This is a genomic window from Rathayibacter sp. AY1B6 (genome assembly GCF_002932755.1).
Lineage (GTDB): Bacteria > Actinomycetota > Actinomycetes > Actinomycetales > Microbacteriaceae > Rathayibacter.
The window spans coordinates 81,121-106,219 of record NZ_PSWL01000010.1 but is presented as its reverse complement, the minus strand read 5'-3'; the positions used below and the strand labels follow the sequence as shown (position 1 = coordinate 106,219).

The window sequence follows — 25,099 nt, the reverse complement described above, 5'->3', positions numbered from 1 at the left end:
CCGCTCTCCCCGATCGGCGCGACGTGCTCGTGACGCCCGAGGAGCTCGAGGAGGCGCTCGCGTCGCCCGAGCCGCCGCTCGTGCTCGACGTGCGCTGGCGCCTCGATCGCCCCGACGGCCGGCCCGCGTACCTCGACGGGCACGTGCCCGGAGCCGTCTACGTCGACCTCGATCACGAGCTGGCCGAGCACGGCGACCCGGCTGACGGGCGGCACCCGCTGCCTCCGATCGACGCGCTGCAGGAGGCGGCCCGCGGCTGGGGCCTGCGCCAGGGCCAGGCGGTCGTGGTCTACGACGACCTGAAGAACCTGTCGTCGGCCCGCGCGTGGTGGCTGCTGCGGGCGGCCGGAGTCGCCGAGGTGCGCCTGCTCGACGGGTCGCTCCGCGCCTGGACCGGGTCGGGGCGCGCGCTCGAGACCGGTCCCGTGACTCCGGTGCGCGGCGACGTGGAGCTCGCCTACGGTGCCCTGCCGGTGCTCGACATCGACGCGGCGGCCGCGTTCCCCTCTCACGGCGTGCTGCTCGACGCCCGCGCGCCCGAGCGGTACCGCGGCGACGTCGAGCCGATCGACCCGCGCGCCGGGCACATCCCGGGGGCGCTGAACGCGCCGGCGACCGACAACGTCGACTCCGAGGGCCGCTTCCTCCCGTCCTCCGAGCTGCGCGCGCGCTTCGAGGCGGTCGGCGTGCGGGCCGATGCTCCGGTCGGCGTCTACTGCGGCTCCGGAGTGACGGCCGCCGCCGACGCCGTCGCGCTGACGCTCGCGGGCTTCGCGCCGCGCCTCTACCCCGGCTCGTGGTCGCAGTGGTCGAACACCCCCGGTCGCCCGGTCGCGACGGGCCCGTCCGCGTAGCACGCACTCTCCTCGTTCTCGATTCGCCGGCGCACCCACTCCTCAGAAGTCGCGGTAGTCGCGTCCCACTCCCGCGACTTCTGGAGTGTGGGCGGCCCGTCGGCGCGCGGACGTCCTCCGGCCGTCGAGAACGCAGGAGTTGTCGTCCTCGACGTCCGACTGCGACAACTCCTGCGTTCTCGGGCGCAGGTCAGCGCCTTCCCGCCGACGAGCCCGCGAGTACGCGAAAGTCGCGTGCCACTACCGCACCGTGTGGAGAGTCGGCGGTCTGCCCGTGGGCAGACGGGTTCGCGCCCGTCGAGAACGCGAGAGTTGTCGTACTCGACGACGACTTCTGCGTTCTCGCGCAGCCGGGACGGTGCCTCTGGGAGGCGTGCCCGCGAGTACGCGAATGTTGCGGTTGTCGAGCGCGCCTACCGCGACTTCTGAGGAGTGGCGCGCCTCAGCCCAGGCGGGAGTGCTCGCCGAGGTGGTGCCAGGTGCGGTTGTGGTAGACGAGGGGAGCAGTTGACTCGGAGCCCTCGGGCACATTGGCCTCGAGGGCGTGCACGGCGACGATCGTCGACGATCCCGCTTCCATCCGGTTGATCACCGTGCCGCGGATCCAGGCGGCCGCGCCCGGGAAGAACGGCTCGCCCGTGGGCAGCCGCGACCAGAGCGAGGTGTCGGCGAATCGGTCGATGCCGCTGGTCGACCCCAGGCGCGCCAGGTCGAGCTGCTCCGCCCCGAGCAGGTGCACCACCAGTGTCTCGGACGCCTGGATGGCGGGAGAGCTGGACGAGGCGGAGGAGAGCGAGAAGACGAACAGCGGCGGCTCGGCGCTCACCGAGAAGACGGAGGTCGCGGTCAGGGCGACCGGGCCGGTGCCCGGGTCGGCGGTGATCAGCGCGACTCCGGCGGCGTGGTTGCGGAACGCGAGCTTGAAGTCCTCCGGAGACAGTCCGGCGAAGGCGCGGTGCTCCGGCTCGCGGTCCGGCGTGGTGGCGAGGTTCTCGCGGCTCATCGGAGGCTCCTGATCGATCGAGGGTGCGGCACGGGGTGGTGGCCCGCCGTCGCGCCGCAGCACGGCCCTTCCAGACTGGCGCACCGGCCGGGGGAGGGCCGCCCCATTGCGGAGTATGACGCCGCTACCTCGGGGAACGCCGATCCCGGGCCGCGGGTGCCGGTCCGCCACCGGCTGCTCGCCCGCGCGATCTCCAGGACCCTGTGCCATCTGCCGGTCCCCGTGCCATTTGCAGGTCCCCGTGCCATCTGCAGGACCCGGTGCGATCTGCAGGCGATGGTGCGCAGAGAGCGATCTCTGCCGCATGATCCTGTCTGCCGCAGGCCGGTTCGCCTGCAGATCTTCCCTGCAGACGGCACGGAGTCCTGCAGACGGCACGGAGTCCTGCAGATGGAACCGAGTCCTGCAGATCGCACACCCGCTGCTCGCCCTGAGCGCAACCCGTCGCGGTCGCCCCTCCGGGCCCGCAGACTCGACGGCATGGCCCACCGTCAGCGCACGTCCACCGCGCACCCCGAGAGCAAGACCTGCGCCTCGTGCGGTCGCGAGATCGAGTGGCGGGCGAAGTGGGCGCGCGACTGGGAGGACGTCCGCTACTGCTCGGACGCCTGCCGCCGTCGCGGAGTCGGTCCGGAGGAGGCGCGCCTCGAGGAGGAGATCCGCACCGTCTTGCTCGCGCGAGCGGCGTCGTCGACGGCGTGCCCGTCCGAGGTCGCGCGCCGGGTCGGCGGCGAGGAGTGGCGGCCGCTGATGGAGCCGGTGCGCCGGGCCGCTCGTCGCCTGGTCGACCGGGGCGAGATCGACATCGTGCAGGGCGGACAGGTCGTCGACCCCTCTCGCGCGAAGGGCCCGATCCGGCTGCGGAGGCGCCCCGGAGGACCCCTGTCGCCGGGCGGCGCCGCGGGCTAGCCTCAGCAGATGCCCAGCAGCGACGCCGTCGTCCTCACCGTCCCTGGACCGCACGGCGAGCGGGAGGTGCGGATCTCGAGCCCTGAGCGCGTGCTCTTCCCTGAGCCGGGCATCACCAAGCGCGAGGTCGCGGAGTACCTGATCGCCGTCGGCGAGGCCTTCGTCGCGGCGAACGGCGGCCGCCCCGTCTCGCTGCAGCGCTTCTCCTCCGGGATCGAGGGCGAGCAGTTCTTCTCGAAGAACCCGCCCAAGGGCGCACCCGAGTACGTCCGGTCCGTCCCGGTGACGTACCCGAGCGGGCGGGTGCATCCGCAGCTCGTGATCGACGAGCCCGCGGCCGCCGTCTGGGCGGCGCAGATGAACACCGTCGTCTTCCACCCGTGGGCGTCCCGCGCCGACGCGCCGGACCTGCCCGACCAGCTGCGGATCGACCTCGACCCCCAGCCCGGCACCGACGTCGCCGACGCGGTCGTCGCGGCTCACGCGCTGCGCGAGGTCCTGCGGGAGGCCGGCCTCGAACCGTTCGTGAAGACGTCCGGCAACCGCGGCCTGCACGTCTTCGCGCCGATCCTCGCCGAGCACGAGTTCCTCGACGTGCGCCACGCGGTGATCGCCGCGGCGCGCGAGCTGGAGCGGCGGATGCCCGAGCAGGTCACGACGGCGTGGTGGAAGGAGGAGCGCGGCGAGCGGATCTTCGTCGACTTCAACCAGGCGAACCGCGACCGGACGATCGCCGGCGCCTACAGCCCGCGGCCGCTCGCGCACGCTCCCGTCTCCACGCCGCTGGACTGGGACGAGCTCGACGGCGTCGACCCGCGGGCCTTCACGATCCGCACGGTCCCGGCGCGCCTCGCCGAGCGCGGCGACCCGTGGGCCCGGATGCACGACGCTTCCGGCCGCCTCGACGCCCTGCTCGGCTGGTGGGAGCGCGATGTCGCCGCGGGCCTGGGCGAGCTGCCGTTCCCGCCCGACTTCCCGAAGATGCCGGGCGAGCCGCCGCGCGTGCAGCCCAGCCGCGCGAAGAAGGCCTAGCCGAGGACGTCGCCGAGGTCGTACGCGGTCGGCTGCTCCAGCTGCTCCAGGGTGCAGGAGGCGGCGTCGCGGTCCGGTCGCCAGCGCTCGAACTGCACGGTGTGCCGGAAGCGGTCGCCCTCGCGCTGGTCGTAGCGGACCTCGAGCACGAGCTCGGGACGCAGGCGCACGAAGGAGGTGTCGCGGCCGCTCGAGAACCGGCTCCGCTCGCCCTCGCCGCGCACCGGCACTCCCTCCGCGTCGCGCTCCACCGCGGGTGCGAGCTCCTCCAGCAGCTGCACACGACGCTCGTCGCTGAAGGCTGACGTCCCGCCGACCTGGCGGACCTCTCCGTTGTCGCCGTGCAGGCCGAGCAGGATCGAGCCCACGCCGGGCTTGGAGGCGTGCTCGCGGTACCCGATCGCGATCACGTCTGCCGTGCGGTGGTGCTTCACCTTGAGCACGGCGCGCTTCCCAGGAGAATAGGGCGCGGCCAGGGGCTTCGCCACGACGCCGTCCAGTCCTGCGCCCTCGAAGCGCTCCAGCCAGTCGCGTGCCAGGGCCTCGTCGTCCGTGGTGCGGCCGAGGTGCAGCGGATGCGTGACGCCGGCCATCACCGCGGCGAGCGCCTCCCGCCGTGCCGAGTACGGCTCCTCGAGCAGGCTGCGCCCGTCCACGGCGAGCAGGTCGAAGGCGACGAGCATCGCCGGGGTGGTCTCCGCCAGCACGGTCACGCGGCTCGCGGCCGGATGGATGCGCTGCGAGAGCAGGTCCCAGTCGAGCCGCTGCGCTCCCGGCTCACCGGTCGCCAGGACGATCTCGCCGTCGAGCACGCAGCCGTCGGGGAGCAGCCGGAGGAAGGCCTCGACGAGCTCGGGGAAGTACCGCGTCAGCGGCTTGGAGCCGCGGCTCCCGATCTCGCACTCCCCGCCGGCGACCGAGACGATCGCGCGGAACCCGTCCCACTTCGGCTCGTAGGAGTATCCGCCCGCGACGGCGGTCTGCTCCGGCACCGCCGGGACGGCCTTGGCGAGCATCGGGGCGAGGGGGAGCGCGAACGGGAGGTCCATGCCCTGATCATCCCGGCCGCGGTGTCCGGCCGCACCCCCTTCCGGAAGGCTGTGGACCGGGATGTTCCGGGCCCGCCGCGGAGATTCGAGGCGTAGCGTTCCCGGCATGAGCATTGACTGGAAGCGCTGGACGCCCGTCGCCGTCGTCCCCGCGGTCGTCGTCGCCGCGGCCGTCGCCCTCCCCCTCTCGGCGAGCGCCGCAGGGGACCTCCCCGGGAAGTCCGCAGCCGACCTCCTCGCCTTCGTCGCCGAGAGCGGCACCACGGCGTTCTCCGGCGAGATCCAGCAGACCTCCGACCTCGGCCTGCCCGACCTCTCGGCGCTCGGCGGCTCTGCGGGCTCGGCGTCCGCGGACCCCGCCGACTCCCTCGTCGAGCTCGCCACCGGCTCGCACCAGGCGCGCGTGTACGTCGACGCCGAGAAGGGTGCGCGCCTCCAGGTGCTCGACCGGCTGGCCGAGCGCGACGTCGTCGCCTCGACGACCGACGGAGTCTGGATCTACGACTCGAGCGCGAACACCGCCACTCACCTCGCGCCTCCCGCGGGCGGCGCCCCCGAGGCCTCCCCGCGCGACCAGGTCGTCACGCCCTCGTCCGCCGCCGAGCAGCTGCTCGCCGCGATCGACCCGACGACCACGGTCGCGGTCGGCTCGGACGTCAGCGTCGCCGGGCGCGACGCGTACGAGCTCGTGCTCACGCCCCGCGACAGCGGCACCCTGGTGGGCTCCGTGACCGTCTCGGTCGACGGCGAGACGGGCCTCCCGCTCGGAGTGGCCGTGACCGCTCGCGGGGGCACCGCTCCCGCGTTCAGCGTCGCGTACACGAGCATCGACTTCTCGACGCCCGACTCGTCCCTCTTCTCCTTCACGCCCCCGGTCGGAGCCGAGGTGACGGAGCAGGCCGCTCCGGTCGACGACGCGACGGACGCCCCGGACGTCTCCGCCCCGGACACCGCCGGGCACTCCGACGTCGTCACCTCGGGCTCCGGCTGGACGAGCGTCGTCGAGCTGCCCGCGGGCGACACCGACGCGCTCTCCTCGCTCGACGCGGTCACCACGCCGGTCGACGGCGGCCGCGTCCTCTCCTCCGTTCTGCTGACCGTCCTCGTCACCGACGACGGACGCGTCCTCGCCGGTGCGGTCCCGGCCGAGACGCTCCGCGACGCGGCCTCCGCTCGGTGACGGCGGGCGAGCTCGCGGTCGAGACGCGGGGCCTCACCAAGCGCTTCGGGCGCCAGGAGGCGGTCTCCGGTCTCGACCTCGCCGTCCCTCGCGGTGCCGTCTTCGGCTTCCTCGGCCCGAACGGCTCGGGCAAGACCACGACGATCCGGATGCTGCTCGCCCTGGCCGCGCCGACCGCGGGCAGCATCACCGTCCTCGGGCAGGCCATGCCCCGCCGCGCGGCCGAGGTCCTGCCCCGGGTGGGCGCGCTGGTCGAGGGGCCGGGCTTCTACCCGTTCCTCTCCGGAGCGGCGAATCTCCGGCGCTTCGACGCCGCGGAGGCGGGCACCTCGTCCCGCACCCGCGACACCCGCGCGAAGGAGGCCCTCGCCCGCGTCGGTCTCTCGGCCGCGGCCCGCAAGAAGGTCGGCTCCTACTCGCTGGGCATGAAGCAGCGGCTCGGCATCGCGGTCGCCCTGCTCTCGCCGCGCGACCTGATCGTGCTGGACGAGCCCACGAACGGCCTCGACCCGCAGGGCACCCGCGAGGTCCGAGCTCTCGTGCGCGGGCTGAATCAGGACGGCACGACCGTCCTCGTCTCCAGCCACCTCCTCGCCGAGATCGAGCAGCTCTGCACCCACGCCGCCGTCATGCGCACCGGGCGCCTCGTCGCCCAGGGCGGGCTCGACGAGCTGCGCGGGGACGCCGCATCGGTCGAGCTGCTGACGCCCGACCGCGAGCGCGCGATCGTGGCCCTGCACACCCGGGGTCTGGAGCCGCGCACCGCGCCGGGCCCGCATCCCGCCGATCCGCCGCTGGTCGTCGCCGCTCTTCCGCCCGGGCTCGCGGCCGAGACGCTGGTCGCCGACCTCGTGCAGGCCGACGTCCGCGTCCGCGGCTTCGCCGTCCGCCGCCCCTCACTCGAGGAGCGCTTCGTCGAGCTGACCGGGGAGGGCTTCGATGTCGAGCGCTGACGCGACCGCCCGCCGCTCAGGGATCGGGTCGCTGCTCGCCTCCGAGCTCGCCCTGCTCTTCCGCCGGCGCCGCACCTGGGCGCTGCTCGCGGCCCTGGCCGCCATCCCGATCCTGCTCGCCGTCGCGGTGCGGCTCTCGGGCGGCGGCGGAGGCGGACCGTCCTTCGTGGGAGCGATCGCCGGCAACGGCCTCTTCACCGGCTTCGCCGCGATCACGGTCGCCGTGCCGCTGTTCCTCCCGCTCACGGTCGGGGTCGTCGCCGGCGACGCGATCGCGGGCGAGGCCTCGCTCGGGACGCTGCGCTACCTGCTGGTCAGCCCCGTCGGCCGGGTGCGGCTGCTCGCGGTGAAGTTCGCCGCCTCCCTCGCCTTCTGCCTCGCCGCAGCGCTCACCGTCATGGTGGTCGGGATCCTGATCGGGCTGGCGCTCTTCCCGGCGGGACCGGTGACGCTGCTCTCCGGCAGCACCGTCCCGCTCGGCGACGCGATCGGCCGGGCCCTGGCGATCGCCGTGTACGCGGCGCTCTCGCTGGTCGGGCTCTCGGCGATCGGCCTCTTCATCTCGACGCTGACGGATGTGCCGGTCGGCGCCATGGCGGCCACCGTCGTCGTCTCCATCGCGGCGCAGATCGTCGGCTCGCTCTCGCAGCTGGACGCCCTCCACCCGTTCCTGCTGACGGACCGGTGGTTCGACTTCGCGGATCTCCTGCGCGATCCGATCGCGTGGAGCTCGTTCGGCGAGAACGCCCTGCTCCAGCTCGCCTACGTCGCCGTGTTCGGGTCGCTCGCGATCGGCCGCTTCACCACCCGCGACGTCCTCTCCTGATCCCGGGGACGACAGAGGCCGCCCTCCCGCAGTGCGGTGGGGGCGGCCTCCCGGTCGTCGGGGTCAGTCCTGCGGAGCGATCCCGAAGCTGACCGAGCCGCCCTCGTCCACCTGCGCGTCGAGGACCTTGTCGCCGAGAGCGACGGAGGCGGCGACGTCGAGGAACACGCGCGCTCCGTCCTGCTCCACGACGGCGTCCGTCGACTCGGGGGCCGCGGCGACCGCGACAGCGAAGTTGAGGGCGTCGAGATCGGTGCCGCTGATGCGCAGGCCTCCCTCGACGGGGGTCTCGGTCTGCCCGGTGATGGTCTTGACGACGGTGCTGGCGTTGTCGGTGAGCGTGAGCATCGGGTCGTTCCTTCCGTCCGTGGTCGATGAGGGGGCCACGTTGCCGGGATCCGGCGGCACCCTCAAGGCAACGGAGCGGATGTGGAGGGGATGCACACCTGGCCGGCGCGGGGAGTCCCGGCGCTCGCCGGAGCCGCGCCGAGCCGGGGGCGCCGCGCCGCCTGTCACACTGGCCGGATGCACCCCGCCGACTCCTGCCCCTGCGGAAGCCGCCGCCACTACGCCGACTGCTGCCGCCCCGCCCACCTCGGCGAGGAGCCCTCGCCGACGGCGGAGCGCCTGATGCGCAGCCGCTACAGCGCGAACGTCCTCGGCAGCGCCCCCTACCTGCTCGCGAGCTGGCAGCCCTCGACCCGGCCGCGCCGGATCGACCTCGATCCCGACGTCCAGTGGCGCCGGCTCCAGATCGTCGACACCTCGTTCGGCGGGGAGGGCGACGAGGAGGGACTGGTCGAGTTCCGCGCCTCCTACCGCTCGGCCGCGGGCCCCGGCCTCGTGCACGAGCGGAGCCGCTTCCTGCGCGAGGACGGCCGCTGGCTCTACGTCGACGGCGAGATGCTCGGCGACGAGGCCTGATCCGCCCGGGCCGTCCTACTCTGGAGGCATGGCCAAGGACTTCCGCCGGGCGGACGACGCGTCGCGCTACGAGCTCCACCTCGACGGCGCCCTGGTGGGCGTCCTCGACTTCCGCGAGGCGCCCGGCAGCGTCTCCCTCGTCCGCTCCTTCACGACCCCGCCCTTCCGCGGCCGCGGACTCGCGGGCGAGCTGGTCGCGTTCGCGGTCGACGACATCGAGGCGTCCGGCGGCCGGAGCGTGGTCCCGATGTGCTGGTACGTCGGCCAGTGGTTCGAGCAGCACCCGGAGAAGGCGCACCTGCTCGCTCCGTCCTGAGCCCACCGCTCACTCGCGGACAGCGGGCTCCACTCCGATCAGGTCCGGGCCGAGGCCGATGTCGACCAGGCGCAGGCGGCCCGCGTAGGAGTCGCCCGGGGGCAGCAGCAGACCGGCCTTGATCGCGCCGAAGGTCACCGTCACGTCGGCGTGCAGCACGGTCGGATCGGGGACCGACCCGTCGTCGGGATGGATGCCGCTCGGCAAGTCGACCGCGACGACCACCGGGCGCTCGGGCCGCCGCTCCAGCGCGTCGAGCACCGCCCCGACGACCACGCGCGGCCGGCCCCGCAGCGCCGGCTCCGTCGCTCCGATGCCGAGGATCCCGTCGACCAGGACGTCCGCACGCGCCACCGCCGCCGCGAGGCCGCGCGCGTCGTCGGCGGACACCTGCCCGCAGCCCTCGTCGAGCGCCACAGCGAGGCCCCGGCGGTGCACCCGCTCGGCCGTGAGGACGAGGACGACGTCGGTCCCGGAGGCGGACAGCTCGGCCGCCGCGTAGAGCGCGTCTCCGCCGTTGTCGCCCGGACCGACCAGGACGAGCACGGAGCCCGGACGGGAGCGGTCGGTGCGCCCGGCGAGCACGAGCCGCAGCTCGCGGGCGAGGCCGTCGGCGGCGCGCTGCATCAGCGGCTCCCGCCGGGCCAGGTGCGGAGCCTCGGCGGCCCGCACCTGCGCGGACGTGTATCCCTCGACCATGCGCTCCACTGTGCGCGCGGCGCAGCGGGGGTGCAACCCCGTCAGCTCTCCTGCACCGCCCGGTCCGACTCCTCGACGATCGCGCGCATCGCGGCCTCCGCAGCGTCCGCGTCCCCCGAGGCGACGGCGGCGGCCACCGCCCGGTGCAGCCGCACCGCCGTGGAGTCGGCCTCGCGCGGCATGAGCGCGTTGCGGGTGCGGCCGGCGAGGACCTCGGCGACCAGATCGCCCAGCTGCGCGAGCATCCGGTTGCCGGACGCCGCCAGGAGGGAGCGGTGGAAGGCGGTGTCGGCGGCGAGGTAGGCGGACTGGTCGGCTGCGCGGGAGTGCGTCGAGAGGGCGTCGCCCGCCTCCGTGAGCGCCCGACGCTGCTCCTCGGTCGCGTTCGCCGCGGCGAGCCGGGCCGCCAGCGGCTCCACCCCGAGCCGGAGCTCGCTGAGCTGGTGCAGCTGGCGCCGCCGATCCGGGCCGTCGAGGCCCCACGCGACGATCCGCGTGTCCAGGGCGTTCCAGCACTCCGGAGGCTGGACCCGCGTCCCCGCGCGGCGGCGGGAGGTCACGAGCCCGAGCGTCTCGAGCACGCGCACGGCCTCCCGCATCACCGAGCGGGAGACCCCGCGCCGCTCCGCCCGCTCGTCGGCGCTGAAGGTGGTGCCCGGCGCGAGCTCGCCGCGCACGATCTGCGAGCCGAGCTCGTCCAGCACCGAGTGGTGCAGCGAGGGCGTCGGCGCGGGCATGCGGTCATCCTGCCACCGCCGGAGTCGCGCCCCGCCCGATCTTCGGGCATGATCGGGACACACGCAGGTTATGTCGGACAAAAGCCGACCGCTGGCCGTCGGCTCGACCAAGGACGCTCATGACACCGACCCTCCTCCCCGCCCTCCACGCCGCCGCCGGGGACGCACCCGCCACCACCGCCGGGCAGGGGCAGCTGATCCTCGCCGCCGTCGTCGGCATCGCCGTGATCGTGGTGCTGATCACCTGGCTGAAGCTGCACCCCTTCGTCTCCCTGCTGATCGGAGCGCTGACCACGGGCCTGATCGCGGGCCTGGCGGCGGCGGACGCGGTCGCCAGCTTCGCGCTGGGGTTCGGCACCACCATGGGCGGCGTCGGCATCCTCATCGGCCTCGGCGCGATGTACGGCAAGCTGCTCGCCGACTCCGGCGGGGCGGACCGCATCGTGGACACCCTGATCGCCCGCTCGAGCACCCGGGCGCTGCCCTGGACGATGGGCTTCGTCGGCGCGCTGATCGGGCTGCCGATGTTCTTCGAGGTCGGACTCGTGCTCCTGATCCCGGTCGTGATCCTGGTCGCCCGCCGGAGCGGCCTGCCGCTGATGAAGGTGGCGATCCCGACCCTCGCCGGCCTCTCGGTCATGCACGGGCTCGTCCCGCCGCACCCCGGCCCCCTGGTCGCGATCGACGCGCTCGGTGCGAATCTCGGCGTGACCCTCGCGTTCGGCGTCCTGGTCGCGATCCCCACCGTCGTCGTCGCCGGCCCGCTCTTCGGCCGGATCGCCGCCCGCTGGGCGCCGGTGGAGACGCCGCCGCTCTTCGGCGAGGGAGCGGGCGAGACGCGCGAGCACCGCCCGGGCTTCGCCGCCGCCGTCGCGAGCATCCTGCTGCCGGTCGTGCTGATGCTGGGCAAGGCGATCGCCGACATCGCGGCTCCCGACTCCTCCGACGCCTGGAAGGGCGCCCTCGACTTCCTCGGCACGCCGACCATCGCGCTGGGGATCGCGCTCCTGGCCGGTCTGGTCCTGCTCGGCCGCGGCGGCCGGATGAACCGCACCGAGCTACAGGCCTCGCTCTCGAGCTCGCTGCCGCCGATCGCGGGCATCCTGCTCATCGTCGGCGCGGGCGGCGGCTTCAAGCAGGTCCTCGTCGACACCGGGATCGGCGGAGTGGTCGCCCAGCTCGCGGAGGGGAGCGGCGCCTCGGCGCTCCTGCTCGCCTGGCTCGTGGCCGTCGTGATCCGCGTCGCCACCGGCTCCGCGACCGTCGCCACCGTGACCGCCGCAGGGATCCTCCAGCCGCTGACCGAGACCATGGACGGGCCGATGGTCGCCCTCATGGTGCTCGCGATCGGCGCCGGCTCGGTGTTCCTGTCGCACGTGAACGACGCCGGCTTCTGGCTGGTGAAGGAGTACCTCGGGCTCAGCATCGGCCAGACCCTCAAGACCTGGACCGTGATGGAGTGCCTGGTCTCGGTGACCGGGCTCGCCGGGGTCCTCCTGATCGGTCTCTTCGTAGGAGGTATCTGATGACCGCTCTTCCCACCGTCCCCGTCCGCGCCGTCGTCGTCATGGGCGTCTCCGGCAGCGGCAAGTCGACCGTCGCGTCGCTCCTGGCGCGCCGACTCGGCTGGGAGTTCCTCGAGGGGGACGACCTGCACCCGCAGGCCAACGTCGACAAGATGCACGCAGGCATCCCGCTGACCGACGAGGACCGCGCGCCCTGGCTGGCCGAGATCGCCCGCGTCGTCGACCAGCGGATCACCGCGGGCGCCTCGGTCGTGGTGACCTGCTCCGCCCTGCGCCGCCGCTACCGCGACGTCCTGCGCCGCGACGACCTCGTCTTCGCGCACCTCGCGGGATCGAGGGACCGGATCGCCGGGCGGCTCGCCTCGCGGGTCGGCCACTTCATGCCGACCACGCTGCTCGACTCGCAGTTCGAGGCGCTCGAGCCCCTCGGCGACGACGAGCTCCACGTCACGGTCGACGTGGGCGGCGCTCCGGACGAGGAGATCGCCGAGATCCTCGGGGGGCTCGACCTCGCGCCCGCAGGCGCCTAGCCCAGCAGCGACTCCACCGGCACGGCCGGGAGGTCGAAGGCCGCGGCGACGGCGGCGTTCGCGACCCGGCCGTCGTGGGTGCTCAGGCCGCGGGCGAGGGCCGGGTCGGCGGCCAGGGCGGCCCGCCACCCGCGGTCGGCCAGCGCGACCGCGTAGGGGAGCGTCGCGTTGGTGAGCGCGCGGGTCGAGGTCTCAGGAACGGCGCCGGGCATGTTGGCGACGCAGTAGTAGACGCTCTGGTGCACGGGGAACACCGGGTCGTCGTGCGTGGTCGGACGCGAGCCCTCGAAGCAGCCGCCCTGGTCGATCGCGATGTCGACCAGTACCGAGCCCGGCTTCATCGTGGCGACCATCTCGTCGGTCACCAGCTTGGGCGCCTTGGCGCCCGGGATGAGGACGGAGCCGATCACGAGGTCGGCGTCCGCCAGCTGCGCGGCGATCTCGTAGACCGAGGAGGCGCGCGTCTGGATCGCGCCCTGGAAGCGGTTCTCGAGCTGCGCGAGGCGGGGGAGCGAGAGGTCGACGATCGTGACGTCGGCCCCCATGCCGAGGGCGTTGGCCGCGGCGTGCTCGCCGGCCGTGCCGCCGCCGATCACAACGACCTTCGCCTTCGGAGTGCCGGGGACCCCGCCGAGCAGCGTGCCCCGGCCGCCGACGGCGCTCATGAGGTGGTACGCGCCGACCGTGATCGACAGGCGCCCGGCGACCTCGCTCATCGGCGAGAGCAGCGGCAGCCGCCGGTCGTCGAGCTGGACCGTCTCGTAGGCGATGGAGGTCGTCCCCGCGGCGAGCAGCGCATCGGTGCACGGGCGGGAGGCGGCGAGGTGGAGGTAGGTGAAGAGCACCTGGTCGCGGCGCATCCGCGGGTACTCGGCCTCGATCGGCTCCTTGACCTTGAGGACCAGCTCGGACTCGCCCCAGACCTCGTCGGGTCCGTCGACGACGCGGGCGCCGGCGCTGCGGAAGTCCTCGTCCGACACGCGGGAGCCGAGGCCCGCGCCGGCCTCGACCAGGACCTCGTGGCCGCGGCGCACCAGCTCGTGGACGCCGGCCGGAGTGGCGGCGACCCGGTTCTCGTTGTTCTTGATCTCGGTGGGGATCCCGACGCGCACGGCGGCTCCTTCGCTGCGGCCCGCGGGGCGGGCGGTGGGCGCCGATCCTGCACCGGCTCTGCCCCCATCGTGCGAAGATCGTGCCTGGAGCGGAGGGATTCCGCAGGCTCGGTCAGAAGTCGGCGCACGAGCCGAAGGTTCGTCGGCGGAGAGGGGGAACGGGCGCATGCCACCGAAGGATCTGCACGACCTCGACGACCTGGATCCGGTCGACCGGACCCTGGTGCGCCTCCTGCGCGCCGACGCGCGCACGCCCAACAGCCGGCTCGCCGAGCGCGCCGGCATCGCCCCGTCGACCTGCGTCGCACGCGTCCGGGGCCTCGTCGAGCGCGGCGTGATCACCGGCTTCACCGCCGAGCTCGATCCGGCGGCGCTCGGCCTGACCCTGCAGGCGCTGATCAGCGTCAACATCCGCGTCGGCCAGCGCCAGGCGATCACCCGCTTCGCGGAGGAGATCAGCGCGCTGCCCGAGGTGGTGCAGCTGTTCTTCCTCGGCGGCTCCGAGGACTTCATCATCCACGTCGCCGTCCGCGACTCCGACGACGTGCGGGACTTCGTGGTCTCGAACCTCTCGGCGCACCCGGCGGTGGCCTCGACGCGCACGAGCCTGGTGTTCGACCACCACCGCAAGGGCCCGGCGGTCCCCGAGTAGCGCGGGCCGACGCGGGGCCGAGCGGCCGCCCGGCGCGCACCCGTCCCTCCGGGCTAGTGGGCCCCGGGGTTCACGTCGCCGCCCCCGCGCTGCATGAGGCCGGGGATGCGCTTCGCGAGCCCGGGGATCGCCTCGTCCGAGATCGAGATCCGCGTGTCGCGCAGGCGCTGGCGCAGCAGGGTCTCGACGTCCTCCTCCGGTCGCAGCTCGGCGTCGCCGGCGACCTGCAGCAGCACGCCGCGCAGCTTCTCGTCGAGCTGGGCGTCGTCGCTGCCGTGCTGGATCGGGTGGTCCTGGGATGCGTTCGTCATGCCTCCATGCTGGCACCGGCGACCTCGTGCCGAGAGGACTTGCGCCGCGGGAGGATGGTCGCATGCCGTTCACCCGCGCCGAGCTCGCAGCGTTCCAGGACCGCACGGTCGAGGACCTGCTGGGCGACGACGTCCGCCTCCTGTTCGTCGGCATCAACCCGGGACTGTGGACCGCCGCCACCGGCGCGCACTTCGCCCATCCCGGCAACCGCTTCTATCCGGCGCTCGTCGCGGCCGGGATCCTCGAGCGCGCGCCGCGGGTCTCCGAGGGGATGAGCGCCGCCGACCGCGCAGAGCTCGTCTCCCGCGGCGTCGGGATCACCAACCTCGCCGCCCGGGCGACCGCCCGCGCCGACGAACTGAGCGCGGAAGAGCTGCGCGAGGGCGCTCAGCGGCTCGTCGCCACAGTGGGGCGGGTGCGGCCCCGTGCCGTCGCGGTGGTCGGCATCACCGCCTATCGGATCGCGTTCGGACGCCGCAGGGCGGTGCAGGGCAGGCAGGAGGAGGACGTCGCGGGCTCCCCGCTCTGGGTGCTGCCGAACCCGAGCGGCCTGAACGCGCACGACACCGTCGCCTCGCTCGGGCGCGCCTACCGCGAGCCGGCGCTCGCGGCGGGGATCGTCTCTTCGGACGAGCTCCTGCACGGGGACGTCGGACCCCGCCCGCAGGAATAGCCGTCGACCTCCGGAGGTTGCAGAAGTCCATGAGTATGCATGAAGTGAAGTTCGGCGTCGACACGTTCGGCGACGTCACCGCCGGCCCCGACGGCGCCCCGCTGCCGCACGGCCAGGTCCTCCGCGACGTGGTCGAGGAGGGGGTGCTCGCCGACCGGGTCGGCATCGACTTCTTCGGGATCGGCGAGCACCACCGCGCCGATTTCGCCGTGAGCGCCCCGGACGTCGTGCTCGCCGCGATCGCGGCCCGCACCGAGCGCATCCACCTCGGCTCCGCCGTGACGGTCCTCTCCTCGGACGACCCCGTCCGGGTCTACCAGCGCTTCGCGACCCTCGACGGGCTCTCCGGCGGGCGGGCCGAGGTCATCCTCGGCCGCGGCTCCTTCACCGAGTCCTTCCCCCTCTTCGGCTACGACCTCGCGCAGTACGAGGTCCTCTTCGAGGAGAAGCTCGACCTCTTCCACGCCCTGATCCAGGGCGGCCCGGTCACCTGGCAGGGCACGACCCGCCCCGCGCTCACCGAGCAGAGCGTCTACCCGACCCTCGACAACGGCAGCCTCCGCACCTGGATCGGGGTCGGCGGCAGCCCCGAGTCGGTCGTCCGCGCCGCCCGCTACGGCTTCCCGCTCGTCCTGGCGATCATCGGCGGCTCGCCGGCCCGCTTCCGCCCCTACGTCGATCTCTTCGGCCGCGCGCTCGACCAGCTCGAGCAGCCCCGCCTCCCGGTCGCCGTGCACTCGCCCGGCTTCGTCGCCGACACCGACGAGGAGGCGCGCGAGCTGTACTTCCCGCACCACAAGGCGATGATGGACGCCATCGGCCGCGAGCGCGGCTGGTCCCCGATGACCCGTGAGCGCTTCGAGGAGGAGGCGGGCCCCGACGGCGCCATCCACCTCGGCTCGCCCGAGACGGTCGCTCGGAAGATCGCGCGCACGGTCGAGGCTCTGGGCATCGACCGCTTCGACCTGAAGTACAGCGCCGGCACGCTGCCGCACCCGGCGATCATGCGCAACATCGAGCTCTACGGCACGCAGGTCATCCCGCGGGTGCGCGAGCTGCTCGCGCGCTGACCCCCGCCGGACGCCCGCTCCCCGGCGGGCGTCCGGCGCGTTCCGAGCCGACGCGGTGCGCGCTCCCACCGGGCGCCCGGCCGGCGTCGATACACTCGGAACCCCCCGCCCCGACCCTCCCGGAAGCACATGCCCGACAGCCACGCCGCCCGCACCCCCTACGAGGTGCTGGGCGTCGCCGCCACCGCGTCCGACGACGAGCTCCGCCGGGCGTACCGGCTCCGCCTCCGCGAGACCCATCCGGACACAGGAGGTGACGCAGCGTCGTTCCACGCGGTGCAGCTCGCCTGGGAGCGGATCGGCAGCGCCTCCGCCCGCAGCGACTACGACCGAGGAGCCCCCGCCCCCGGGACGTCGTCCCCGCGGTCGCCGTACACCGGCTCGCCGCGCCCGAAGACCGCCTCCGCCGTGCGCGCCCGCTCCTACGGTCACCCGGGCGGCGCGGCACGCGAGTACTACCTCCGCCTGGTGCGCGAGTGGCTCGGCCGCGGCGTCGAGACCGAGGACCCCTTCGACCCGGCGATCGTCCGTTCCGCTCCCCGTGAGGTGCGCTCCTGGCTCGCGAAGGCCCAGGCCGAGGAGGCGACGGCCGCGCTCGTCGGCGCCCTCGGCATCGCCTACACGATCTGGAACGACGTCGCGGTCGGCGACGGCGGGCTCAAGATCGACCACCTCGTGCTCGGGCCGGCCGGCCTGCTCGCGCTGACCTCCGCCGACTGGGGCGACCCGGTCCGCCTGAAGAAGGGCGAGCTCGAGGGCCCCGGGATCGCCGAGGACGAGAAGCCGATCGCCTCGCTCGCGAAGGCCGCGCGACGTCTCGGCCGAGAGCTGGGCGTCCGCTTCTCGGCGAGCGTCGTGGTCGTGCCGGACGACGCGCTGGAGCAGCCGTTCGAGCAGGTCGAGCGCGGCCGGCACCAGGGTGCCGTCGTCATCCGCCGCTCGCTGCTGCCGCAGCTGCTGCGCTCCGGCACGGACGATCCGCGCCTCGGCGGGTACGGCGAGTCGTTCGAGGTCCGCACCCGGGTGCAGAACCGCATCCGCTTCGTCTGACGCCGCGCTAGCCGCCGCTCGCCACCGGGGCAAGGGGTTAGCGCGCATCCGGTGCCCCGCCCACCATGGACGTGCCCCCCGGGCATCCCACGACGAGCGGAACGAGGACGGACCATGGTGCGATTCGGATACACCCTGATGACCGAGCAGAGCGGACCCAAGCAGCTGGTGGGCTACGCGGTCGACGCCGAGAGGCTCGGCTTCGAGTTCGCGGTCTCGAGCGACCACTACTCGCCGTGGCTGACCGAGCAGGGGCACGCCTCCTACGCCTGGACGCTGCTCGGAGCGGTCGCGCAGGCCACGTCGACCATCGACCTCACGACCTACGTCACCGCGCCGACCATCCGCTACCACCCGGCCGTGGTCGCGCAGAAGGCGGCGACGCTCGCGATCCTCTCGGACGACCGCTTCACGCTCGGCCTCGGCTCGGGCGAGAACCTCAACGAGCACGTGGTCGGCGAGGGCTGGCCCTCGGTCGCCGTGCGCCAGGACATGCTCGAGGAGGCCGTGCACCTCATCCGCGAGCTGCACACCGGCGAGCTGGTGACCTGGGAGGGCGAGTACTTCCGCGTCGACTCCGCCCGCATCTGGGACCTGCCGGACAAGCCGGTCGAGATCGGCCTCGCGGTCTCCGGAGAGAAGTCGATCGCCCGCTTCGCGCCGATCGGCGACCACCTCATCACGACCGAGCCCGACGCCGAGCTGATCTCGCAGTGGACCGCGGTCCGCGGTGCGGACGCCGCCCCCTCGCGCACGATCGGCCAGATCCCGATCTGCTGGGCGCCCGACAAGGAGCAGGGAGTGGCGCTGGCCCACGAGCAGTTCCGCTGGTTCGCCGGCGGCTGGGCGGTCAACTCCGATCTGCCGACCCCCGCCGGCTTCGCCGGAGCGAGCCAGTTCGTGCGCCCGGAGGACGTCGCCGAGCAGATCGCCTGCGGCCCCGACCTCGACGAGCTCGCCCAGAGCTTCGTGCCCTACATCGAGGCGGGCTTCACCGACATCGCCCTCGTCCAGGTCGGCGACGAGCTGCAGCAGCGGTTCCTCGACGAGGCGGCGGAGGGGCTCCTGGAGCGCCTGCGAGCCCTCGCCCCCTGAGGCGCCGCGCCGCAGGCCGTCCGCGGCGTCAGAACCCGCGGAGCCGCTCGATGTCGCGCCGGTCGCGCTTGGTCGGGCGGCCCGCTCCGCGGTCCCGGACGATCACGCCCGGCGCGGACTCCCGGGGAGGCGGCGGGGGCGTCCGGTCCTCCATGCACTCGGCGGCCACCGGCGCACCGACCCGCTTGACCACGAGTCCGCGGACGATCAGCTCCCGGTCGAAGCCGCCGATCCGGGCGCGGACCTCGTCGCCGACCCGCACGGTCTGCGCCGCCTTGGCCCGCTCGCCGTTGACGCGGATGTGGCCGGCCCGGGCCGCGGTCGTCGCGGCGGAGCGCGTCTTGTAGATGCGCACCGCCCAGAGCCACGCGTCCACCCGCACGGCACCGGTCACCGGGATCTGCATCCCCCCAGTCTACGAACGGCGCCCGCTCGCCACCCACCCCGCGGTCCTACACTGGCCGCCGACAAGGAGGTTCCCATGAACCGAGACGACAGCATCTACACCGGAGCGGACGACGCGCTGCGGAGCGGCGACGACCGCATGGTCGCGGCGAACGACAGCTCCGGGGCCGGCGGAACCCGCGGCGACGTCGGCATGAGCACGACGAGCGGCGAGGGCACCGGGGTCCCCACCCGTGGCGCGCCTCCGCAGAGCGGATCCCCGTCCGAGCTGCGCCCCACCGGCTTCCCGCACGCGGGCCTGGAGTTCTCGCTCGTCCCGTCCGGGCACGAGGAGTGGCGGATCGAGCACCCGGGCGGTCGCACCGTCGGCGTCCTCGCCGTCATCTCGCACGCGGGCGAGGAGTCGGAGGCCGTGTTCGTCACGCGCCGCGTCGGCTCCGAGGACGCCGTGGCCGAGGGCACCGACTGGCGCGGCATCGTGTCGGCCGTCATCAACGACGAGGCGGCGGACGAGCGCGAGCCGGTCCAGCTCGACCCCACGGTCGAGCACGTCCGCGGCGGACTCATCGGCCGCGGCCCCGCGGACGTCGACGGCCTCTCCTGAGCCCTCTCTCCTCCGGGACGCCGTCCGCGCTCGGCGCGGGGCGTCCCGCGGGGGAGGACCGGAGTCTCAGCGGGCGAGCAGCGCGGCGTTGATCCGGGCAGAGAGGTCGGCGTCGATGCGGCGGTCGGCCCCGTCGACGGCGCGGACGGGAGCGGCGTTGCGTGCGCTCGAGACCAGCCACGCCGCGTCCGCGGCCTCCAGGTCGTCCGCGCGCAGCGGACGCACGGCCGTCCCGAGGCCGAGGCCGGGGGCGAGCGCGAACAGGTCGGCCTGCGTGGTCCCGGGCAGCAGCCCGAGGCTCGGCGGGGGAGTCACGAGCTCGCCGTTCGTCAGCAGCACGAGGTTCGAGGTCGGCCCCTCGAGCAGGTAGCCGTCGCTCGACACGAACAGGGCGTCGTCGGCACCGCGCCGGGCGGCCTCCCGCGCGGCCGCGCGGTTCACGGCGTACGAGAGCGTCTTCGCCCCGGCGAGCAGCCAGGGGGACGTCGTCTGCACGTCCGAGCGCAGCCCGCGGTCCAGGAGCACCACGCGCACTCCGTCGCGGCGGGCCGGGCCGAAGTCCGGGCTGGTCTGCACGAAGACGACGCCGGTGGGCCGCCCGCCGCCCTCGACGCCGCGGGTCAGGATCGTCTTCACCATCGCCTCGGCGACGCGCGGGTGCGCGGCCACCGCCGCTCCGATCGCCTCGAGCCAGGCGGCCCGGTCCGGCCGGGGCAGGTCGAGCATCCGGGCCGAGCGCTCGAAGCGGTCCAGGTGCGCGTCGAGCGCCTGCAGCCGTCCGTCGACCAGGTTGATCGTCTCGAACACGCCGTCGCCACGCGTGAAGCCGAGGTCGGTGACGTCCAGATCGCCGCGCCCGCTCGGATCGATGCGGTGCGCGGCTCCTCCCGGCGAGTGCGCCTCCGCGTCGAGGGAGGGTCGGTCGAGGACGACGAGGGTCTCAGCGGGCATGGGCGGTGCGGTCCTTCCGGGAGCGGCGGCGGGGGGAGAAGCGGAGCAGCGCGACCGTCAGCAGCGCGCCGATCACGGAGCCGCTGCCGTTCGAGACCAGGTCCTGCAGGTCGGAGACGCGGGTCGGCAGCCACAGCAGCTGCGCGGTCTCGACGGCCGCCGAGACCCCGAGGCCGATGGCGGCGGCCCACAGGCGGCGCCCCGGCGGCAGCTGCGCGGCGACCAGCGCCCCGAGCGGCACGAAGAGCAGCACGTTCGCGGTGAACTCCGCCACGTCGAAGTCGAACCAGCCGGTGAGCGGCGTGGAGGCGAGGAAGGCGATGATCCCGCGGATCAGCGCGTTCGGCTCCCCGGCCGGGTAGGGCGCGGGCGTCAGCGTGATCAGGGCGATCAGCGCGAGCCAGGCGAGCGTCGCGAGGCGGAGGGGTCTCGAGCGGCGCATCGTCCGATTCTGCCAGCCCGTCGGAGTCGGGTGCGGCGGGCGCGGTGTGGGAGGCTGGAGGGCATGACCAGCGAGGACCCCGGCGCGGACGCCGTGCTCCCGCGCCACCCCTTCGACGCGTCGCTCGGCGACGGCTGGGTCGAGATCGGCGACGGACGCCGCTTCTGGGGGCGCTTCGGCGCCGCCGGCCTCCTCCTGCGCGATCCGTCGGGACGCGTCCTGCTCCAGCACCGCGTGAGCTGGAGCCACTTCGGGGACACCTGGGGGCTGCCCGGCGGGGCCCGTCACCCCGAGGAGACGGCCTTCGAGGCGGCCCTCCGGGAGTCGGAGGAGGAGGCGGGCGTCCCCGCCGACCTGATACTGCCCGTGCTCTCCAGCGTCGTCGTGATCGGCCCGTGGAGCTACTCCACCGTCCTGGCCGACTCCCGCGAGCACTTCACTCCCCGCATCAGCGACGCCGAGAGCACCGAGCTGCGCTGGGTCGCCCCGGACGACGTCGACTCCCTGCCGCTGCACCCGGGCTTCGGGGCGGCCTGGCCGGGTCTGCGCGTGCTCGGCTCCTCGATCCCGGTGCTCGTCGTGGACGCCGCCAACGTGGTCGGCTCCCGCCCCGACGGCTGGTGGCGCGACCGCGCCGGCGCCGCGGAGCGCCTCCTCGCGTCCCTGGCCCGCCTCGCGGGGGCCGGCGTCCCCGGCCGTCTCCTGGGGATCGACGCCGACACGGTCTGGCCCCGCATCGCCGTGGTGCTCGAGGGAGCGGCGCGCGCCGCCCGTCCGGAGGCCGGTGCTCCCGCATCGCGGTTGACGGTCCACGCGGCCGACGGCTCGGGCGACGACGCGGTCGTCGACCTGGTCGGAGCGCTCGAGACCGCGGTCGTCGTGACGGCCGACCGGGGACTGGCCGCCCGCGTCGAGGCGCTCGGGGCCGCCGTGGTCGGTCCGCGCTCGCTGCTCGACCTCCTCGATCCCGCCCGGGAATAGGCCGCGGGGGCACCCGGTTGCATCCCCCATGGCTACGACTGCGATGACCCTCGACTCCCACGACCAGACGATCGCCGACGGCATCGTCCTCATCGACTTCTGGGCCGACTGGTGCGGCCCGTGCAAGCAGTTCGCTCCGGTCTTCGAGGCCACGAGCGAGAAGAACGCCGACATCACCTTCGCGAAGGTCGACACGGAGGACCAGCAGCAGCTCGCCGCGAGCTACGGCATCTCCTCCATCCCCACCCTCGTGGTGTACCGCGACGGCGTCCCGCTGATGGCTCAGCCCGGCGCCCTGCCCGCCCCTGCGCTCGACAACCTGATCGAGCAGGTCCGCGGCCTCGACATGGTCGAGGTGCGCCGCCAGTACGAGGAGGCGAAGGCCGCTCAGGACGCCGGCGCCGCCCCGCAGGCCTGATCCGCCCGGCGCCTCGACCCGCTCCGCAGGCGGGAGGCGCCCGCAGACGCACGAGAACCCCCGGCAGCCGTGAGGCCGCCGGGGGTTCCGTCGTTCCGAGGCGGGATCAGCCGGTGTTCTGCAGCCCCGCCGCGACTCCGTTGACCGCGAGCAGGAGCAGCCGCTGGTTCTGCTCCGTCCCGGATCCGCCCGGGTCGGTGCGGAGCGCCTTCAGCGCGCGCAGCTGCAGGAGCGAGAGCGCGTTGACGTACGGGGTGCGCAGGCGCACCGCCCGGCCGAGCACGCGATGGCCGGTGAGCAGGCTCTCCTCGCCGGTGATCGAGAGCACCCACCGGCGGGTGAGCGCCATCTCGTCGAGCACGAGTCCGGCGAGGTCGTCGCGGGAGTCGAGGGCGAGGTAGCGGCGGGCGATGCCCTCGTCGGTCTTCGCGAGCGACATCTCGACGTTGTCGACCATCGTCGTGAACAGCGGCCAGGAGGCGTACGCCTCGCGGAGCAGGTCCAGGTCGCCGACGGCCTCGAGCGCGCTGCCGAGGCCGAACCAGCCGGTCAGGTTGACGCGCGCCTGGGTCCAGGCGAAGACCCACGGGATCGCGCGCAGGTCCTCGAGCGACTCGACGGACAGGCCGCGGCGGGCCGGACGCGAGCCGAGGGCGAGCAGGCCCACCTCCTCCTGCGGGGTGACCCGGGCGAACCACGGTGCGAAGCCGTCGGCCTTCACGAGCTCGAAGAAGCGGCGGCGCGACTCGCGGTCCATCGTCGCCGCCACCTCGGCGAAGCGCTCCGCGGCGCCGGCGTTGCGCTCGCCGACCGCGGGCGAGGAGGCGAGCAGCGTCGCTCCCGCCACCTGCTCGATGTGCCGCGTGGCGATGTCCGGGTTGCCGTAGCGGGCGAAGATGACCTCGCCCTGCTCCGTCAGCTTGAAGCGGCCGTCCACCGACCCGGGCGGCTGCGCGAGGACGGCGCGGTTGGCCGGCCCGCCGCCGCGGCCGAGCGCTCCGCCGCGGCCGTGGAACAGCGTGAGCACGATGCCCTCATCGGCCGCCCACTGCGCGATGCGCGCCTGCGCGTCGTAGAGCGCGAGCGTCGCCGAGACCGGCCCGACGTCCTTCGACGAGTCGGAGTAGCCGAGCATCACCTCGAGGCGGTTGCCGGTGGCCGCGAGGCGCGCCTGCACCTGGGGGAGGCGGATCATCTCGGCGAGGATGTCGGTCGAGGCGTCGAGGTCGGCGAAGGTCTCGAAGAGCGGGACCGCGTCGATGATCGGCGGCACGCCGTCGGTCGCCGCCTCCGCGAGCTCGAAGACCGTCCTCAGGTCGTCGGCCGACTGCGTGAAGGAGACGATGTAGCGCCTCGCCGCGTCGGTGCCGAAGCGCTCCTGGACCTTCGCGATCGCGCGGAACACCGACAGGACCTCGAGGCCGCGCTCGTCGAGCTCCTCGCCGGCGCGGATCGCCGCGATCGTCTCGCGGTGCACCTTCGAGTGCTGGCGCACCTCGATCTCGGCGAGGTGGAAGCCGAACGTCTCGAGCTGCCAGACGAAGTCCTGGAGGTCGCCGTACGCGGCGCGGACGTCCTCGGCTTCGACCAGCGACTCCTGCAGGGTGCGCAGCTCGGCCAGCAGCTCACCCGCGGCGGAGTAGGCCAGCGGTCCCGCGGTCCGCGTGGCGGCCAGGCGCTCGGCCGCGAACAGCAGGACGCGGCGGTGAGCCTCGTTGGGCGAGCGCTCGGCGATGTCGGCGGCGAGCTCGGGAGCGCGCTCGACGCAGGAGGCCCAGAGCGCCTCGACGGCTGCCGACGGGGGAGTGGTCGACGCGTCGAGGGTCAGCGCGCGGCCCACGCGGCGGGCGACGCGCTCCAGGCCCATGAGGACGTGCTCGGAGGCGATGTCCACCGCCGCGAGGGTCGTCTCGGCGGTGACGAAGGGGTTGCCGTCGCGGTCGCCGCCGATCCAGGTGCCGAGGCGGACGAAGGCCGGTGCGACCGGTGCCCGGGTGCCCGAGCCCTCGCCGAGCAGGGCGTCGTCGAGGCGGCGGTAGACGCGGGGGAGCACCGAGAACAGCGACTCGTCGAAGACGCTCATCGCCGTGCGCACCTCGTCGAGAGGGGTGGGCTTGGACTCGCGCAGCGGAGCGGTGCGCCACAGAGTGTCGACCTCGGCCAGCAGCCGGCGGCGGATCTCCACGAGCACGACGCCGCCCATGCGCGGGTCGTCGCGCTGCTCGAGCAGGTCGCTGATGCGGCGGATGGTCGAGGCCACGGCGCGGCGGCGGGCCTCGGTCGGGTGCGCCGTCAGGACCGGGCGGAACTCCAGTCGGGACAGGCGCGCGAACGCCTCGTCCTCCCCGAGCTCCCCGGTCAGCCGGCGCATCGAGGCGAGGATCGAGTCCTCGGGCGACTGCGCACCGGCGTCGGCCTCACGGCGGCGCAGCACGCGGACGCGGTGGAACTCCTCCGCCACGTTCACGAGGTGGAAGTAGCAGGTGAAGGCCCGGGCGACCTCCTCGGCGCGCTCGAGCGTGAGCGAGGCGACGAACTCCTCCGCCTCCGCGGTCCCGGCCGCGTCGCCGCTGTCGTAGGCGCTGATCGTGAGCGCGCGCAGGCGCTCCACGTCCTCGTAGAGGGAGGGCTCGCCCGACTCGCGGAGGACCTGACCGAGCAGCTCGCCCAGCAGATGGACGTCGGCGCGGATCCTCTCGTCGAGCGGAGGCGCGGTCGTCCCGTCGGCGGAGGAGGGAGCGGTGGCGGAGGCGGGTGCTGCAGGCGCGGCGGACGCGTCGGAGAACGGAGGCACGG

29 protein-coding genes are annotated in these 25,099 nt (G+C 74.1%); 18 read left to right on the top strand and 11 right to left on the bottom strand.

All coding sequences use genetic code 11. The features are described from left to right. Window positions 1–23: 23 nt before the first annotated feature. Window positions 24–854 (top strand): sulfurtransferase, encoded by an 831-nt coding sequence (locus C5D08_RS07455; protein ID WP_258067347.1) that lies wholly within the window; start codon window positions 24–26, stop codon window positions 852–854. A gap of 442 nt (window positions 855–1,296) precedes the next feature. Here C5D08_RS07455 and C5D08_RS07450 read toward each other — a convergent pair whose 3' ends face one another. Beyond that, window positions 1,297–1,857, bottom strand: a complete 561-nt coding sequence (locus C5D08_RS07450; protein WP_104276482.1) for a flavin reductase family protein — start codon at window positions 1,855–1,857, stop codon at window positions 1,297–1,299. Between the two features lie 480 nt (window positions 1,858–2,337). On the opposite strand from C5D08_RS07450, the gene C5D08_RS07445 reads away from it, so the two are divergent. Together C5D08_RS07445 and ligD are read left to right on the top strand one after the other, a co-directional pair. Next, on the top strand, window positions 2,338–2,766 hold the full coding sequence (locus C5D08_RS07445) for a DUF2256 and DUF3253 domain-containing protein (RefSeq protein WP_104233370.1): 429 nt from the start codon (window positions 2,338–2,340) through the stop codon (window positions 2,764–2,766). A gap of 9 nt (window positions 2,767–2,775) precedes the next feature. After that, a complete protein-coding gene (gene ligD / locus C5D08_RS07440; RefSeq protein WP_181109979.1) occupies window positions 2,776–3,798 on the top strand; it encodes a non-homologous end-joining DNA ligase in 1,023 nt (340 codons plus the stop codon). Here the strand turns inward: ligD and C5D08_RS07435 are convergent. Next, on the bottom strand, window positions 3,795–4,847 hold the full coding sequence (locus C5D08_RS07435; protein WP_104276481.1) for an ATP-dependent DNA ligase: 1,053 nt from the start codon (window positions 4,845–4,847) through the stop codon (window positions 3,795–3,797). The two genes, ligD and C5D08_RS07435, sit on opposite strands and share 4 nt — an antisense overlap. Before the next feature lie 106 nt (window positions 4,848–4,953). Between C5D08_RS07435 and C5D08_RS07430 the strand changes: the two genes are divergently transcribed. Genes C5D08_RS07430 through C5D08_RS07420 form a run of 3 tightly spaced genes read left to right on the top strand, consistent with a single transcriptional unit; the run spans window position 4,954 to window position 7,806 of the window. Further along, window positions 4,954–6,027, top strand: a complete 1,074-nt coding sequence (locus C5D08_RS07430; RefSeq protein ID WP_104276480.1) for a DUF2092 domain-containing protein — start codon at window positions 4,954–4,956, stop codon at window positions 6,025–6,027. Then, the gene (locus tag C5D08_RS07425; RefSeq protein ID WP_104276479.1) at window positions 6,024–6,980 is read left to right on the top strand and encodes an ABC transporter ATP-binding protein; all 957 of its coding nucleotides are present in this window, start codon (window positions 6,024–6,026) and stop codon (window positions 6,978–6,980) included. The genes C5D08_RS07430 and C5D08_RS07425 overlap by 4 nt, the downstream gene beginning before the upstream one ends. After that, entirely contained in the window at window positions 6,967–7,806 is an 840-nt protein-coding gene (locus tag C5D08_RS07420; protein WP_104276478.1) for an ABC transporter permease, read from the top strand. The genes C5D08_RS07425 and C5D08_RS07420 overlap by 14 nt, the downstream gene beginning before the upstream one ends. A gap of 63 nt (window positions 7,807–7,869) precedes the next feature. Here C5D08_RS07420 and C5D08_RS07415 read toward each other — a convergent pair whose 3' ends face one another. Further along, a complete protein-coding gene (locus tag C5D08_RS07415) occupies window positions 7,870–8,154 on the bottom strand; it encodes a hypothetical protein (protein ID WP_104276477.1) in 285 nt (94 codons plus the stop codon). 177 nt (window positions 8,155–8,331) lie between these two features. Here C5D08_RS07415 and C5D08_RS07410 point away from each other — a divergent pair, with 177 nt between their 5' ends. Further along, a complete protein-coding gene (locus tag C5D08_RS07410; RefSeq protein WP_104276476.1) occupies window positions 8,332–8,730 on the top strand; it encodes a YchJ family protein in 399 nt (132 codons plus the stop codon). Window positions 8,731–8,758: 28 nt separating this feature from the next. Further along, window positions 8,759–9,046 (top strand): GNAT family N-acetyltransferase, encoded by a 288-nt coding sequence (locus C5D08_RS07405; RefSeq protein ID WP_104276475.1) that lies wholly within the window; start codon window positions 8,759–8,761, stop codon window positions 9,044–9,046. Between the two features lie 9 nt (window positions 9,047–9,055). Here C5D08_RS07405 and C5D08_RS07400 read toward each other — a convergent pair whose 3' ends face one another. Beyond that, window positions 9,056–9,745, bottom strand: coding sequence for an NAD(P)H-hydrate epimerase (locus C5D08_RS07400; RefSeq protein ID WP_104276474.1), 690 nt, complete (start codon window positions 9,743–9,745; stop codon window positions 9,056–9,058). 41 nt (window positions 9,746–9,786) lie between these two features. After that, complete coding sequence (locus tag C5D08_RS07395; RefSeq protein WP_104276473.1) at window positions 9,787–10,482, bottom strand: FadR/GntR family transcriptional regulator; 696 nt, start codon at window positions 10,480–10,482, stop codon at window positions 9,787–9,789. 119 nt (window positions 10,483–10,601) lie between these two features. Here C5D08_RS07395 and C5D08_RS07390 point away from each other — a divergent pair, with 119 nt between their 5' ends. Together C5D08_RS07390 and C5D08_RS07385 are read left to right on the top strand one after the other, a co-directional pair. After that, window positions 10,602–12,008, top strand: a complete 1,407-nt coding sequence (locus C5D08_RS07390; protein ID WP_104276472.1) for a GntP family permease — start codon at window positions 10,602–10,604, stop codon at window positions 12,006–12,008. After that, complete coding sequence (locus C5D08_RS07385) at window positions 12,008–12,538, top strand: gluconokinase (protein WP_104276471.1); 531 nt, start codon at window positions 12,008–12,010, stop codon at window positions 12,536–12,538. Before C5D08_RS07390 ends, C5D08_RS07385 begins: the two co-directional genes overlap by 1 nt. On the opposite strand, the gene ald is transcribed toward C5D08_RS07385, so the two are convergent. Beyond that, entirely contained in the window at window positions 12,535–13,650 is a 1,116-nt protein-coding gene (gene ald / locus C5D08_RS07380; RefSeq protein WP_104276470.1) for an alanine dehydrogenase, read from the bottom strand. The genes C5D08_RS07385 and ald overlap by 4 nt on opposite strands. Window positions 13,651–13,816: 166 nt before the next feature. On the opposite strand from ald, the gene C5D08_RS07375 reads away from it, so the two are divergent. Continuing rightward, window positions 13,817–14,302 (top strand): Lrp/AsnC family transcriptional regulator, encoded by a 486-nt coding sequence (locus C5D08_RS07375; RefSeq protein WP_104276469.1) that lies wholly within the window; start codon window positions 13,817–13,819, stop codon window positions 14,300–14,302. Window positions 14,303–14,355: 53 nt separating this feature from the next. Here the strand turns inward: C5D08_RS07375 and C5D08_RS07370 are convergent, their stop codons facing one another. Then, window positions 14,356–14,613, bottom strand: coding sequence for a hypothetical protein (locus C5D08_RS07370; protein ID WP_104222561.1), 258 nt, complete (start codon window positions 14,611–14,613; stop codon window positions 14,356–14,358). Between the two features lie 62 nt (window positions 14,614–14,675). On the opposite strand from C5D08_RS07370, the gene C5D08_RS07365 reads away from it, so the two are divergent. The 4 genes from C5D08_RS07365 (at window position 14,676) to C5D08_RS07350 (ending at window position 18,502) form a co-directional block, all read left to right on the top strand. Next, window positions 14,676–15,287 carry a mismatch-specific DNA-glycosylase gene (locus C5D08_RS07365; protein WP_104276468.1) on the top strand — a complete coding sequence of 204 codons (612 nt, stop codon included), beginning with the start codon at window positions 14,676–14,678 and terminating at the stop codon, window positions 15,285–15,287. A gap of 35 nt (window positions 15,288–15,322) precedes the next feature. After that, window positions 15,323–16,357 carry an LLM class flavin-dependent oxidoreductase gene (locus C5D08_RS07360; protein ID WP_104276467.1) on the top strand — a complete coding sequence of 345 codons (1,035 nt, stop codon included), beginning with the start codon at window positions 15,323–15,325 and terminating at the stop codon, window positions 16,355–16,357. A 129-nt stretch (window positions 16,358–16,486) separates the two neighbouring features. Further along, window positions 16,487–17,407, top strand: a complete 921-nt coding sequence (locus C5D08_RS07355) for a DnaJ domain-containing protein (protein WP_104276466.1) — start codon at window positions 16,487–16,489, stop codon at window positions 17,405–17,407. A gap of 114 nt (window positions 17,408–17,521) precedes the next feature. After that, the gene (locus C5D08_RS07350) at window positions 17,522–18,502 is read left to right on the top strand and encodes a TIGR03557 family F420-dependent LLM class oxidoreductase (protein ID WP_104247153.1); all 981 of its coding nucleotides are present in this window, start codon (window positions 17,522–17,524) and stop codon (window positions 18,500–18,502) included. Window positions 18,503–18,530: 28 nt separating this feature from the next. Here C5D08_RS07350 and C5D08_RS07345 read toward each other — a convergent pair whose 3' ends face one another. After that, a complete protein-coding gene (locus tag C5D08_RS07345) occupies window positions 18,531–18,908 on the bottom strand; it encodes an RNA-binding S4 domain-containing protein (RefSeq protein ID WP_181027140.1) in 378 nt (125 codons plus the stop codon). 75 nt (window positions 18,909–18,983) lie between these two features. Between C5D08_RS07345 and C5D08_RS07340 the strand changes: the two genes are divergently transcribed. After that, window positions 18,984–19,511, top strand: coding sequence for a hypothetical protein (locus tag C5D08_RS07340; RefSeq protein ID WP_104276465.1), 528 nt, complete (start codon window positions 18,984–18,986; stop codon window positions 19,509–19,511). 66 nt (window positions 19,512–19,577) lie between these two features. On the opposite strand, the gene C5D08_RS07335 is transcribed toward C5D08_RS07340, so the two are convergent. Together C5D08_RS07335 and C5D08_RS07330 are read right to left on the bottom strand one after the other, a co-directional pair. Beyond that, the gene (locus tag C5D08_RS07335) at window positions 19,578–20,462 is read right to left on the bottom strand and encodes an aminotransferase class IV (protein WP_104276464.1); all 885 of its coding nucleotides are present in this window, start codon (window positions 20,460–20,462) and stop codon (window positions 19,578–19,580) included. Further along, complete coding sequence (locus C5D08_RS07330) at window positions 20,452–20,904, bottom strand: VanZ family protein (RefSeq protein ID WP_104276463.1); 453 nt, start codon at window positions 20,902–20,904, stop codon at window positions 20,452–20,454. The genes C5D08_RS07335 and C5D08_RS07330 overlap by 11 nt, the downstream gene beginning before the upstream one ends. Window positions 20,905–20,967: 63 nt before the next feature. Here C5D08_RS07330 and C5D08_RS07325 point away from each other — a divergent pair, with 63 nt between their 5' ends. Then, a complete protein-coding gene (locus C5D08_RS07325) occupies window positions 20,968–21,885 on the top strand; it encodes an NUDIX domain-containing protein (protein ID WP_104276462.1) in 918 nt (305 codons plus the stop codon). Window positions 21,886–21,913: 28 nt separating this feature from the next. Continuing rightward, window positions 21,914–22,303: a thioredoxin gene (gene trxA, locus C5D08_RS07320; protein ID WP_104276461.1), complete on the top strand. Its 390-nt coding sequence runs from the start codon at window positions 21,914–21,916 to the stop codon at window positions 22,301–22,303. Window positions 22,304–22,409: 106 nt separating this feature from the next. Here the strand turns inward: trxA and C5D08_RS07315 are convergent, their stop codons facing one another. Beyond that, window positions 22,410–25,097: a phosphoenolpyruvate carboxylase gene (locus tag C5D08_RS07315; protein WP_374953935.1), complete on the bottom strand. Its 2,688-nt coding sequence runs from the start codon at window positions 25,095–25,097 to the stop codon at window positions 22,410–22,412. Between the last annotated feature and the right edge of the window lie 2 nt (window positions 25,098–25,099).

Excerpts from the sequence above, each read along its gene's own strand:
- C5D08_RS07445 (WP_104233370.1), top strand. The coding sequence starts at position 2,338 with ATGGCCCACCGTCAGCGCACGTCCACCGCGCACCCCGAGAGCAAGACC.
- C5D08_RS07370 (WP_104222561.1), bottom strand. The coding sequence starts at position 14,613 with ATGACGAACGCATCCCAGGACCACCCGATCCAGCACGGCAGCGACGAC.
- C5D08_RS07410 (WP_104276476.1), top strand. The coding sequence starts at position 8,332 with ATGCACCCCGCCGACTCCTGCCCCTGCGGAAGCCGCCGCCACTACGCC.
- C5D08_RS07430 (WP_104276480.1), top strand. The coding sequence starts at position 4,954 with ATGAGCATTGACTGGAAGCGCTGGACGCCCGTCGCCGTCGTCCCCGCG.
- ligD (WP_181109979.1), top strand. The coding sequence starts at position 2,776 with ATGCCCAGCAGCGACGCCGTCGTCCTCACCGTCCCTGGACCGCACGGC.
- C5D08_RS07450 (WP_104276482.1), bottom strand. The coding sequence starts at position 1,857 with ATGAGCCGCGAGAACCTCGCCACCACGCCGGACCGCGAGCCGGAGCAC.
- C5D08_RS07390 (WP_104276472.1), top strand. The coding sequence starts at position 10,602 with ATGACACCGACCCTCCTCCCCGCCCTCCACGCCGCCGCCGGGGACGCA.
- C5D08_RS07325 (WP_104276462.1), top strand. The coding sequence starts at position 20,968 with ATGACCAGCGAGGACCCCGGCGCGGACGCCGTGCTCCCGCGCCACCCC.
- C5D08_RS07335 (WP_104276464.1), bottom strand. The coding sequence starts at position 20,462 with ATGCCCGCTGAGACCCTCGTCGTCCTCGACCGACCCTCCCTCGACGCG.
- C5D08_RS07350 (WP_104247153.1), top strand. The coding sequence starts at position 17,522 with ATGGTGCGATTCGGATACACCCTGATGACCGAGCAGAGCGGACCCAAG.
- C5D08_RS07435 (WP_104276481.1), bottom strand. The coding sequence starts at position 4,847 with ATGGACCTCCCGTTCGCGCTCCCCCTCGCCCCGATGCTCGCCAAGGCC.
- C5D08_RS07360 (WP_104276467.1), top strand. The coding sequence starts at position 15,323 with ATGCATGAAGTGAAGTTCGGCGTCGACACGTTCGGCGACGTCACCGCC.
- C5D08_RS07405 (WP_104276475.1), top strand. The coding sequence starts at position 8,759 with ATGGCCAAGGACTTCCGCCGGGCGGACGACGCGTCGCGCTACGAGCTC.
- C5D08_RS07355 (WP_104276466.1), top strand. The coding sequence starts at position 16,487 with ATGCCCGACAGCCACGCCGCCCGCACCCCCTACGAGGTGCTGGGCGTC.
- C5D08_RS07385 (WP_104276471.1), top strand. The coding sequence starts at position 12,008 with ATGACCGCTCTTCCCACCGTCCCCGTCCGCGCCGTCGTCGTCATGGGC.
- C5D08_RS07340 (WP_104276465.1), top strand. The coding sequence starts at position 18,984 with ATGAACCGAGACGACAGCATCTACACCGGAGCGGACGACGCGCTGCGG.
- C5D08_RS07400 (WP_104276474.1), bottom strand. The coding sequence starts at position 9,745 with ATGGTCGAGGGATACACGTCCGCGCAGGTGCGGGCCGCCGAGGCTCCG.
- C5D08_RS07420 (WP_104276478.1), top strand. The coding sequence starts at position 6,967 with ATGTCGAGCGCTGACGCGACCGCCCGCCGCTCAGGGATCGGGTCGCTG.
- C5D08_RS07345 (WP_181027140.1), bottom strand. The coding sequence starts at position 18,908 with ATGCAGATCCCGGTGACCGGTGCCGTGCGGGTGGACGCGTGGCTCTGG.
- trxA (WP_104276461.1), top strand. The coding sequence starts at position 21,914 with ATGGCTACGACTGCGATGACCCTCGACTCCCACGACCAGACGATCGCC.
- C5D08_RS07375 (WP_104276469.1), top strand. The coding sequence starts at position 13,817 with ATGCCACCGAAGGATCTGCACGACCTCGACGACCTGGATCCGGTCGAC.
- C5D08_RS07330 (WP_104276463.1), bottom strand. The coding sequence starts at position 20,904 with ATGCGCCGCTCGAGACCCCTCCGCCTCGCGACGCTCGCCTGGCTCGCG.
- C5D08_RS07365 (WP_104276468.1), top strand. The coding sequence starts at position 14,676 with ATGCCGTTCACCCGCGCCGAGCTCGCAGCGTTCCAGGACCGCACGGTC.
- C5D08_RS07395 (WP_104276473.1), bottom strand. The coding sequence starts at position 10,482 with ATGCCCGCGCCGACGCCCTCGCTGCACCACTCGGTGCTGGACGAGCTC.
- C5D08_RS07415 (WP_104276477.1), bottom strand. The coding sequence starts at position 8,154 with ATGCTCACGCTCACCGACAACGCCAGCACCGTCGTCAAGACCATCACC.